10 protein-coding genes are annotated in these 11,099 nt (G+C 70.8%); all 10 read left to right on the top strand.

What is annotated here, in order from left to right:
• The first annotated feature begins 96 nt into the window (after positions 1–96).
• The 10 genes from ACN4JJ_RS06195 to ACN4JJ_RS06150 all read left to right on the top strand — a co-directional run bounded on the left by ACN4JJ_RS06195 (position 97) and on the right by ACN4JJ_RS06150 (position 11,089).
• Positions 97–1,029, top strand: coding sequence for a M15 family metallopeptidase (locus ACN4JJ_RS06195; protein ID WP_440709044.1), 933 nt, complete (start codon positions 97–99; stop codon positions 1,027–1,029).
• A 104-nt stretch (positions 1,030–1,133) separates the two neighbouring features.
• The gene (locus ACN4JJ_RS06190; RefSeq protein WP_440709043.1) at positions 1,134–2,060 is read left to right on the top strand and encodes a hypothetical protein; all 927 of its coding nucleotides are present in this window, start codon (positions 1,134–1,136) and stop codon (positions 2,058–2,060) included.
• Positions 2,061–2,116: 56 nt separating this feature from the next.
• Complete coding sequence (locus tag ACN4JJ_RS06185) at positions 2,117–3,025, top strand: amidase domain-containing protein (protein ID WP_440709042.1); 909 nt, start codon at positions 2,117–2,119, stop codon at positions 3,023–3,025.
• Positions 3,026–3,117: 92 nt separating this feature from the next.
• The gene (locus ACN4JJ_RS06180; RefSeq protein ID WP_440709041.1) at positions 3,118–4,128 is read left to right on the top strand and encodes a beta propeller repeat protein; all 1,011 of its coding nucleotides are present in this window, start codon (positions 3,118–3,120) and stop codon (positions 4,126–4,128) included.
• A gap of 132 nt (positions 4,129–4,260) precedes the next feature.
• The gene (locus ACN4JJ_RS06175; protein ID WP_440709040.1) at positions 4,261–4,599 is read left to right on the top strand and encodes a hypothetical protein; all 339 of its coding nucleotides are present in this window, start codon (positions 4,261–4,263) and stop codon (positions 4,597–4,599) included.
• A gap of 114 nt (positions 4,600–4,713) precedes the next feature.
• Positions 4,714–5,748 (top strand): ketopantoate reductase family protein, encoded by a 1,035-nt coding sequence (locus ACN4JJ_RS06170; protein ID WP_440709039.1) that lies wholly within the window; start codon positions 4,714–4,716, stop codon positions 5,746–5,748.
• Between the two features lie 93 nt (positions 5,749–5,841).
• Positions 5,842–7,323: an amidohydrolase family protein gene (locus ACN4JJ_RS06165; protein ID WP_440709038.1), complete on the top strand. Its 1,482-nt coding sequence runs from the start codon at positions 5,842–5,844 to the stop codon at positions 7,321–7,323.
• A gap of 102 nt (positions 7,324–7,425) precedes the next feature.
• On the top strand, positions 7,426–8,814 hold the full coding sequence (locus tag ACN4JJ_RS06160; RefSeq protein ID WP_440709037.1) for an amidohydrolase family protein: 1,389 nt from the start codon (positions 7,426–7,428) through the stop codon (positions 8,812–8,814).
• On the top strand, positions 8,811–9,908 hold the full coding sequence (locus ACN4JJ_RS06155) for an ABC transporter permease (RefSeq protein WP_440709036.1): 1,098 nt from the start codon (positions 8,811–8,813) through the stop codon (positions 9,906–9,908). The genes ACN4JJ_RS06160 and ACN4JJ_RS06155 overlap by 4 nt, the downstream gene beginning before the upstream one ends.
• Entirely contained in the window at positions 9,905–11,089 is a 1,185-nt protein-coding gene (locus ACN4JJ_RS06150) for a substrate-binding domain-containing protein (protein ID WP_440709035.1), read from the top strand. Before ACN4JJ_RS06155 ends, ACN4JJ_RS06150 begins: the two co-directional genes overlap by 4 nt.
• The last annotated feature ends 10 nt before the right edge of the window (positions 11,090–11,099 follow it).

The raw sequence follows: 11,099 nt of genomic DNA, 5'->3' as shown, positions 1-11,099 counted from the left end.
GTGCACTGACTCTACTCCTCCTGGCCGGGGGTACGGCCGGCCGGGCGCATTCGCCAACCGAATGGGCCTCCCAGACGCGCCGGATAGGCTGGGCGGGTGTCGAAGACGGACGGGCCCCGGGGATCGCGCGCGCAGCTGAGTGCGGCTCGACGCCGGCAGAACACCCGCCGGGCCCTGGTCTTGGCCGCCGCTGCACTGCTGGTGGCCGCGGTCGTGGCCTTCGGTTCGCTCGTGGCGGGCGGGGTCATCCGTCTCGGGGCGGAGCCGAACGCGGTGCCCGTCGCCTCGACCCCATCCGCCACCCCGACGCTGCCGGCGCCGAGCTTCACCGCGCCCCCGACGGAGGAACCCGTGACCCCCACCACCCCGCCGCCCGTCCCCGAGCCCGCGCCCGCGCCCGCCGGCTTCGACAAGACCGCGAACTCCATCGACGACCCGACGAGCCCGTGGGTGGTGGTGAACAAGCTGCGCCCGCTCGCCGACGGCAGCGAGTACACCCCGCCCGATCTCGTCGATCTGCCCTCCGACATGCCGAACCCCAACGGCTACCAGTTGCGGGCGGATGCGACGGCGGCGCTGGAGGAGATGTTCCACGCGGCCCTGAACGAGATCGGCGTGCAGCTGGTGGCCCAGAGCGGCTACCGCTCCTACAGCGTGCAGGTGCGGGCCTACGACTACTACGTCAACTCGCTCGGTGTCGAGGGCGCCGACCTCACCTCGGCCCGCCCCGGCTACAGCGAGCACCAGACCGGCATGGCGATGGACATCCTCGACACGATCTCCGGATGCTCGACCGACGGCCGCTGCTTCGCCGACACGACCGCGGGACAATGGCTCGCCGCCAACGCCTACCGTTTCGGCTTCATCCTGCGCTACCCCGACGGCGGCACCCCCGTCACCGGCTACGAGTTCGAGCCCTGGCACTACCGCTGGGTCGGCGTCCCCCTCGCCACCGAGATGCACTCCACGGGAGTCACGACCCTCGAAGAGTTCTTCGGCCTCCCCGCCGCCCCCACGTATGCCGGTTGACCCCGCGCATCCTCCTCGCGACCCGTCACTTTTGGCCCTGAAACGACGCGGGAACGGCTGAAAGTGACGGGTCGCGCGGAGGATGGGTGGGTAGGGTCGCTCGTGTGAAGGTGTGGGCCACGACGATGCGAGCACGTCACGCGCGACGGGGCGCGGCGGCGATCGCGGCGGTCGCCCTGCTGGCGGGGCTGAGCGGATGCGTGGGGGCCGGCACCTGGGGCGGGGCGGGCGAGGGCCCGGCGGCCGGGCAGGGTGCGGGCGGTTCCGGCGGCGCCGACGCCACGGCCGTGGCGGCGCAGCGGGAGGCGGCGCGCGAGCGCGTGGCCGATCTCGCGCGGGCGATCGGCGGCGAACGGCCGCACGACATCCAGGGGTACGCGCGGGCGGCGGTCGCCGAGGTGTCGGTCGACGCCGACACCATCGAGCTGATCGGCATCGACGAGCAGCAGTCGCTCGACGTGGCCGAGCCGTTCGGCTCGCTCGAGCTGCGGGTGCCCGCCGGAGCCGCGGAGGCGGCATCCGGAACCCCCGGCGACTCGGCCGAGCTCCCCGATGCCTACTGCTTCCGGGTGGTGTTCGACTACTACGGCAAGGTCGGCGAATGGGCCACCACCGACGGTGTCGAGTCGATCGACTGCCCGGCGGATGCGGTGCCCGTGACGCCGGAGCCCGACGAGACGATCACCTACGTCGTGGCCGTGAACGCCCGGGAGTCGGCGCGCGAGGTGCTGCTCGCGGCCATCCAGAGCGGGCGGCTGCCCTCGGAGTCCGACGTGGTGGCCGAGATCGGCCAGCTGCTCGAGCAGCCGGAGGACGAGTTCGAGCGGGCCGCGCCGCCGCGGGTGCTGATCGACGACGCCGAGCGGATCGGGGTGGCCATGGGCGACGCCGACGACTGCGTGCTGGTGAAGTCGGAGAACGGCCGGGTGCTCGACGTGCGGCCCGCCCCGGTGCTGCTGCAGCCCGGCGAGTTGGGCTGTTCGCCCTCGACGGCCCTCGCCGATCCGGAGTCGCTGCGCCCACCGCACTGAGGCTCTCGATGTCCCCTTCATAGGGGACACAAATGTAAATGTGTTCGTATGGGCCAATGCCGACCCGCCGCACGCGCCCGTTCTCCCTTCTCGCCGGAGTGATCGCCGTCACGGCGCTCGCCCTGACCGGATGCGCCGCCGGCGGCTCGACCGCCGAGTCGGCCTCGCAAGACGTCGCCGCCGGCGATTCGGCCTCGGCGGGCGAGCGCGTGGGCGTCGCATCGGTCACGCCCGCGACGGGTGCTCTGGCCGGCGACACCACCGTCACCATCGCCGGCAGCGGGTTCGAGGGCGACTCGGCCGTGGCATCCGTCGCCTTCGGCACCGAGCCGGCCGCCGCGTTCGACGTGGTCGACGACGGCTCGATCACCGCGGTGACCCCCGCCTCGTTCAATTTCGTGGTGGGGGCGGTGCCGGTGACGGTCACGCTGGACGACGGGTCGCAGACGGCGGCGGATGCGGCCTTCTCGTACGAGATCCAGACGCCCGTCGACTCGCAGATGAGCTACGCGTTCACCTACTGGCAGGACTACAACCTCGCGGAGTGGGGCGAGTTCCCCGACAACGACTGCGGCAACTTCGTGAACCAGACCATGCTCGCGCGCGGCTGGACGCAGAACGCCGACTGGTACAGCGACTACGCCACCACCGGCGACTACAACTACAGCTGGATCCGCGGCAACCCGATGGACGCCTACTACGACTCCCGGCCGGACACCACGCGGTACGAGTTCACCGACCGCAGCCAGCTGAAGATCGGCGATGTCGTGATGCTCGACTGGGATCCCCAGAACGACAACGGCGTCGACCATACTCAGGTGATCTCGAAGGTCACGCACAACGCCGACGGCACGATCTCGATCGCCATGGTGGGTCACACCCTCGACTCCACCTACCGCGACCTCGACAACGCGGTCACCGTGGAGAAGCCCGGCGGCACCGCCCACTTCTACTCGATCGGGTAGCTCCGAGAACCGCACGCCACCTTCCCCGGCTCCGCCCGCTGAGCTAAGCTCGACTAATCCCGCCCGGGGGACGCGAGCGCCGAGGAGGTCCGGTGGACGAATCGGTTCCGCAGGTCATCCGGCAGGTGATCTCCGTGGGGGCGACGCCGGACGCGTTCTACGTGGTGAAGGCCCTCTACGACGAGGGCGACGCGGTGAACGCCGTCGGGCAGGTGGTCAGGGCGGATTGGACTCCCGACCACTCGATGATGGATCTGGACAGGCCTCGCGGGCAGAACGTGCTCGTCGCCAACGACTCTCTGCAGGCGCTGTGGGTGTCGCCGGAGGCTCACCTCTGGATCATCAGTGCGCGCGGCACCGTCTGGACGACGGCGCCGGTCGACTGGCCTCCGCAGCGCTGGGCACCCCTGGACTACGACTCCCTGGATCCCGGCCTGTCCTGGTCGGTCACCACGGTGCCCGACTGGTCGGGGGGATATCCGCCGGGATTGCAGGGTGTCTGGGGAACCGGAGACGACGACGTGCACGTCTGCAGCTACGAGGGAGCACTCTTCCACTGGGACGGAGTGAGCTGGGAACTCGTGCACGAGGCGGGTGTGTCTCTCAACGCCCTCCACGGCAGTGCGCGCGATGACGTGTACTGCGTGGGGGCGGACTCGACCGTACTGCGCTTCGACGGGCGGTCGTGGGCGAGCATCGCCTATCCGGCCGACGACTGTCCGAGGGGTGGCCGTGACGTGCTGACGGGTGTGCGAGCGACAGGAGAGGGACGCGTCGTGATCGCCGGCCTCGGCGGCGCGATCGTCGCCGGCCCGCCGCACGACCTGGCGGTCGTCACCGTGTGCGACACCGGCTTCTACGGGGTCGCCCGGTTCCGCGATCGGGTCTACCTCGCCGGGGGGCCCACCGGTCTGTGGGTGCTGGAGGCCGGCGAGGCCAGGGTGGCCAAGGCGAGTGCCCGCTCGCTCGGCCTCGTGGAGATCGGTCCCGTCCTCCTGATGATCCCAGACGACCAGTTCCACGAGCTGGCGTTGTTCCAGTACGCACCGGATGCCCCTCGGCCGTGGACGCGACTGGGGTTCGGGCCGGGCGTCCCGCGCTGAGACGACGCCGTCCGGAGGACGCGATCACGGGGTCGTCTCCGGTCGTGAGGCCGCTCGCCGCATTCCGGCCGGTTCAGGCGTTCGGGGGAGATCCCCGCGTTCTGGCAGAATTCAGGCGAAGAAGGGATCGCCATGCCGTTTCGCACCACAGAGACCCTCCGCCGCTGGGTGGGGGACTTCGAAGAATCCGGTCATGACATCGCGGGAACCGTCGTCGTGCTCGACCACGAAGACGACGACGGCGGCACCGGCCTGGTCGTGGTGCACCTGGAGCACGTGCCGATCGACGTGTACTTCGAGCCTGTGGCGCCCGGCGACCCGCGGTGGACGGTCACCTTCACGCGGCGCGACGTCGACCTCACCCTCGACGCCGCCCGGCTGAGCCGGCTGGCCGCCGAGCTGATGATCGCCTCCGAGCTGTGCACCTTCCTCGAGGCGCGCTCCCTCGAGCACGTCGCCGCGATGACCTGAGCGCTCCGCCACCCGGATCGCATCCGTGATTGTGGTATTGGTTCACAACGTGTGAACCTATACAGTACACAATCAGGCGGACGCACGGGCGCGCCCGGGGAGAGCGAGGAACCGATGAAGAAGATCGCCGTGGTCGGAACGGGTGCCAACGGGGCCGGGATCGGGGCCGACATGGCCCGCGCAGGGCTCGACGTGACGTTCATCGAGCAATGGCCGGCGCACGTGGAGGCCATCCGCGAGCGGGGCATCGAGGTGCGCATGCCCGACCGCACGGAGGTGACCGCCGTGCAGGCGTTCCACCTGTGCGACGTGGCGACCATCCGCGACACGTTCGACATCGTGTTCATCGGGGTGAAGGCCTACGACACCCGCTGGGCCTGCGAGCTGATCAAGCCGCTGCTGAAGGCCGACAGCCTGGTCGTGGGCCTGCAGAACGGCATGTCGATCGACGACATCGCGGATGTCGTGGGCGGGGAGCGCACCATCGGCGCCGTGATCGAGCTCGCCTCGAACATGTGGGAGCCGGGGGTCACCAACCGCCAGAACCCGCCCGAGGAGTCGTGGTTCGCGGTGGGCAGCATCTCGCCCGCCACGCACGGCCGGGAGGAGGAGGTCGCCGCCGTGCTGCGGCACGCGGGGACCGTGGAGGTCTCCGACGACATCCGCTCGTCGAAGTGGATGAAGCTCGTGGTGAACGCCGCCGAGCTCGTGCCGTCGGCGCTGCTCGGCCTCGAGCTGAACACTGCGGCCGCCGCGCCGGGGATGTACGAGTTCATGCTCGCCTGCGGCAAGGAGGCCGTGCGCGCCGCCATCGCCAGCGGCAGCCGGGTGCGCCCGATCTTCGGGATGGGCGACGAGAACGTCGGCGATCCCGACGCCTTCGCCGAGCAGCTGTTCGAGATCGTGCTCACCACGTACTCGCTGCCCGACACCAAGACCACCTCGCTGCAGGACTGGTTGAAGGGTCGCCGCAGCGAGGTCGCCGAGATCAACGGCCGCGTCGTCGCCGAGCTGGCGGCGGTGGATCAGCCCGCGCCATTCAACCAGCTGGTGGTCGAGCTGGCAGCCCGGGTGGAGGCGGGAGAGCTCGAGGCCACGCCCGCCAACGCCGAGCTTCTGCTCGCGGCGCTCGCCGATCGACAGGTGTGAATGGGGACTGTATGACAATGTGAAGTGAGAGTTGACAAACGGCGGTATTGCTTCACATACTGGGGAGACCTACCGGGCTCGACGAGGAGAACCATGGCTGACCTGCCGGCGCACCGCACACTCATCAGGGGTGCTGCCGTCGCGAGTGTGGATCCCGCGATCGGCGACCTGGAGCGGGCCGACATCCTCATCGAGGGGCAGCGGATCGCGGCAGTGGAGCCGGTGTCGCCGGAGACCGGGCTCAGCTCCCTCTCCACCGCCGCCGAGTCGGCCGAGGTGATCGAGGCCGGCGAGATGATCGCCGTCCCGGGTCTGATCGACACCCACCGGCACACCTGGCAGGCCCAGCTGCGCGGCATCCTCGCCGACGGCACCATCCCCGACTACCTGCGCGGGATGCGGCTGCAGATGGCCATCCGCTACCGGGCCGAGGACATGTACGCGGGCAACTACGCCGGCGCCCTCGACGCCATCAACTGCGGCGTGACGTCGATCGTCGACTACTGCCACAACATCCTCGACCCGGAGTGCGCCCACGGCGCCGTGACCGGTCTGCTCGACGCGGGCATCCGCGGGCTGTACGGGCACGGGATGACGCCGGTGACGTCGAACACCTGGTCCGAGGGCGCCGGTGGCCGGGAGGGCGTCGCCGACCCCGCCGCCTTCGCGCCGCGGGCCCGGCTGGCGCGGGAGATCCGCGAGCAGTACTTCCGCGACGAGTCGCAGCCGCTGCGCTTCGGCATCGCGCCGCAGGAGCTGCCGATCGCCCCGGTGGCCGACGTGGCCGCCGAGTTCGCCCTGGCCCGCGAGCTCGGCGCCCGGATGACGATGCACGCCAACCAGCTCGCGGTGCGGCAGCTCTTCCGCGACGTGCAGGTGCTGTCCGATCACGGGCTGCTCGGCCCCGACCTGCTGCTCGTGCACTGCACCTTCAACACGCCCGAGGAGTGGGAGCTGCTGCGCGGCACCGGTACCACGGTCTCGGTGTGCGCCGAGACCGAGATGCAGATGGGGATGGGCTTCCCGGCCATCCGGGAGGCCACGGAACACACGCCCGGACCGGGTCTCGGCATCGACTGCGTGAGCGGCGACAGCGGCGACCTGCTCTCGCACGCCCGATTGGTGCTGCAGGCCACGCGCTGGCGCGACGACAGCGCCGGCTACGAGCGGCTGGTCGCGCCGCAGGCGATGCGCTGGAGCACGCGCGACGCACTCCGCTGGATCACCATGAACGGCGCGGTGGCGGCCGGGATCGCCGACGAGGTGGGCTCGCTCACCCCGGGCAAGCGGGCGGACGTGGTGCTGCTGGACATGGGCGGCATCAGCCAGGCCGGCTGGAACCGCCGCGACCCCACCGGTGCGGTGATCTCCCAGACCAACTCCGGCAACGTCGACACCGTGCTGATCGACGGCCGCGTGGTGAAGCGGCACGGGCGGCTGGTGCACGTCGACGTCGACGCCGCCCTGGCCCGCACGCGGGCCTCACACGACTACCTCTACGAGCAGATGGACCGCCACGGCGGCTTCATCCCGCAACCGCCGATCGACATCCCCCTCTACCGGGAACGGGCCTGACCCCCGCCAGGCCCGTCTCCCCCTCCGCCGCAGCCGATCGCCCCTCGATCCGGGTGTGCGGCGACCCCACTCCACCTTGCGACCAATGAAGGAGCACCGGACATGACCGACTCGAGAGACATCCTGATCACCGGAGGCACCGTGCTCACGGGTCTCGCCACGGATGCGGCCCTCGCCGACACGGATGTGCTCATCCGCGACGGACGGATCGCGCAGATCGGCCGGGGCATCGAGGCCCCCGGTGCCGAGGTGATCGACGCCACGGGCAGCATCGTGATGCCCGGCTTCGTGGACACGCACCGGCACACCTGGCAGGCGATCGTGCGCAACATCGCCTCCGACTGGTCGCTGGACGAGTACATGGCGGGGCTGCACGTGGGCCTCAGCCGCCACTTCCGGCCCGAGGACACCTACGTCAGCAACTACCTCGGCAGCCTGGAGGCGCTGGACTCCGGCATCACCACCCTCGTCGACTGGTCGCACAACCTGCGCACCACGGATCACACCGACGCCGCCGTGAAAGCGCTCGAGGACACCGGGATGCGGGCGGTCTTCGCGCACGGCGGCGGTGCGGCGCAGTGGGGCGGCGTGATGCCCTCGCCGGTGGAGCACCCGCGCGACGACGCGACCCGGCTGCGCACCGAGCGCTTCGCCACGAACGACGGGCTCGTCACCATGGCGCTCGCCCTGCGCGGCCCGCAGTTCACCACCCGCGAGGTCAACCGGGCCGACTTCGAGCTCGCCCGCGACCTCGACCTGCGCGTCACCGTGCACGTGGGCGACGGGCACTGGGGCAAGATGCGCCCGATCCTGATGCTGCAGGAGGACGGCCTGCTCTCGGACACCATCACCTACGTGCACTGCACGACCCTCAGCGACGAGGAGCTGCGGATCATCGCGGCCAGCGGCGGTTCCGCCTCCGTCGCCCCCGACGTGGAGGCGCAGATGGGCCACGGCTACCCGGCCACCGGGCGCCTGCTCGCCGCCGGTGTGCGCCCCTCCTTCTCGATCGACGTGTGCTCCTCGAACGGCGGCGACATGTTCGGCACCATGCGCACCGCCATCGGCCTGCAGCGCGCCGCCGACAACGAGGCTCTCGTGGCCGCGGGCGCGGTGATCGAGCGGATCAGCCTGAACTGCGCCGACGTCATCCAGTTCGCCACCCTCGACGGCGCGAACGCCGCCGGGCTCGGCGCGGTCACCGGATCGCTCGAGGTGGGCAAGGCGGGCGACGTGATCGTGGTGAGCGGCAACTCGCTCGCGATGGCGCCGCTCAACAACCCCTTCGGCGGCATCGTCTACAACGCGCATCCGGGACTGGTCACCGACGTGGTGGTCGACGGCGTGGTGAAGAAGCGCGACGGAGCGCTCGTGGGCGTCGACGTGGCGCGGCTGCGGAACGAGGCCTCGAATTCCCGCGACTACATCCTGTCGCAGATGCCGGAGGCCTCGGTCGACGGCGCCTGGCACCCCGGCGTGGTCCACGCATGACGATCGGATCGGAGCGGCGAGCCGCCGCCGCGGGTGCGCCGGGAACGCCGCCGGCGGCGCCGGGCCGCCCCGGCATCAAGCCGATCACCCCCTGGGCGCGCGTGGCGTCCTGGCCTGCGGCCCGGGCACTCGTGGCCGTCGCCGTGCTGTTCGCCATCAGCCCTCTGATCGCGCCGGGCAGTGTCTCGGCCACCGCGATGTCGTCGATGCTGCCCTTCGCCGCCCTCACCGCGGTGGTGGCGGTGGGCCAGACGCTCGTCATCATGCAGGGCGGACTCGACCTCTCGGTGGCGGGCGCCATCACCCTCGGGGCGATCATCGTGGCGAAGTTCGGCGGGCCCGATCAGCTCGGGATCGGTCTCGCCATCGTGGTGGCCCTCGTGGTGCCCGCGCTGTTCGGCCTGCTCAGCGGCCTCGTCATCGCCCTGTTCGGGCTGCCGCCGCTCGTGGTCACGATCGCCAGCAACGCGCTGATGGTGGGAACGGTGCAGGCGGTGTCGGGCGGCTACAGCGGCCAGGTGGTCGACGCGCTCTCCGAGTTCTCGCTCTCGCGCTGGGTCGGCATCCCGGTGCTGGCGGTGATCGCCACCATCATCGTGCTGGTGGTGCACACGCTGCTGAAGGCGGTGCGGGTGGGCCGGCGCTTCGAACTCGTCGGGGCCAACCCGCGGGCCGCCCGCAGCATCGGCCTCTCGCCCACCGGGTACGTCGTGGGCGCCTACACGCTCTCGGCCCTGCTCGCCGCCACCTGCGGTGTGCTGCTGGCCGGCCTGCTCCGCTCGCCCACCCTCACCGCGGGCGACGCGTACCTGCTGCCGTCCATCGCGGCGGTCGTGCTCGGCGGCACGGCGCTCACGGGCGGCAAGGGCAGCGTGATCGGCACGGCGCTGGGAGCCCTGTTCCTCGGTCAGCTCGGCCAGCTGGTGCAGACCTTCACGCAGACCACCGCCGCTCAGAACATCATCCAGGCGGTCATCATCGCCGTCGGGATCGTCGTGCAGATCAAGCTCGGGGGCAACACCGCCCGACTGCGTGGTCTGTTCTCCCGAACACCATCCCGAAAGTCCACAGCACTCGAAGAGGAGTCATCATGATCACCACCGCACCACGTCACCGGGCGGCGCTCGCCGTCGGCAGCGCCCTCACCGTCACGGCCTTGGCCGTGCTGCTGGGCGGCTGTTCGTCCACCAACTCCAGCGGCACCACCTCCACCGGATCGGCCGCCGACATCGCCGTCGGTTCGACCGGCACCATGGACCAGTTCGCCGACTTCTCCAGCATCTGTCCGTCCGAGGGCGACATCACGGTCGGCGTGGTCGACGGCTTCGGCACCAACTCGTGGTCGAAGACCGTCCTGGCCGAGATCGAGGCCGAGGCCGCGAAGTGCCCTGCCATCTCGAACGTGGAGTTCGCCGCGGGCCGCGGCGACCTGCAGGCCACCACCGCCGCCATCACGAGCATGGCGGCCAAGGGCACCGACGTCGTGCTCGTGATCCCGGATGCCGGCCCCGGCGAGGCGCACCTCTCGGCGCTGCGCAGTGCGGTGCAGTCCGGCTCGACGGTCGTGGCCTTCGCCTCCGACCCCGAGGGTACGGCGGGCAGCGACTACCTCGACTACACCGACTGGTCGCCCGAGTTCAGCGGGCGCAGCTGGGCGCAGTGGGTGGTCGACCAGCTGGGCGACGCCGGCGGCAACGTGGCCTTCCTCGGCGGTCCCGCCGGCAGCGCCGTCTCCTCGCAGGAGCTCGAGGGCATCAAGTCGGTCTTCGCCGACAACCCCCAGATCACCCTCCTGACCGATCAGCCCGTCACCACCAACTGGGACCCGGCCCAGGCCCAGCAGGCGATGAGCGGACTGCTCTCGCAGTACCCGCAGATCGACGCGGTCATCTCCGACTACGGCGCATCCACCGACGGTGTCATCCGGGCCTACCAGGCCGCCGGCATCTCGCTCCCGCCCATCGCCACGACCGATCAGAACAGCCTGAGCTGCGGCTTCGACGCACTGAAGGCCTCGAACCCGTCGTACGAGCTCGCCACCGTGTCCTCGCGCACCTGGGTGGGCCGGGTCGCCCTGCGCAAGGCGATCGCCTCCCTCTCCGGCACCTCCGACACCGAGCCCTCGATCTACGACCTGTCGCTCTCCGAGGACTCGACCGGATCGACCGACGGAGCGAAGACGCCGTCCGAGGTCTGTGCGGCCGGCGCCCCCGCCGACGGCTCGCCCTCCTCGCTGCTGACCGCCGCCGAGGTCGAGAAGACCTTCTCGAACTGATGGAGCAGAC

The sequence above is a fragment of the Herbiconiux dendrobii genome (assembly GCF_052048175.1).
GTDB lineage: Bacteria > Actinomycetota > Actinomycetes > Actinomycetales > Microbacteriaceae > Herbiconiux.
This window is presented reverse-complemented; position numbering and strand designations above follow the sequence as displayed.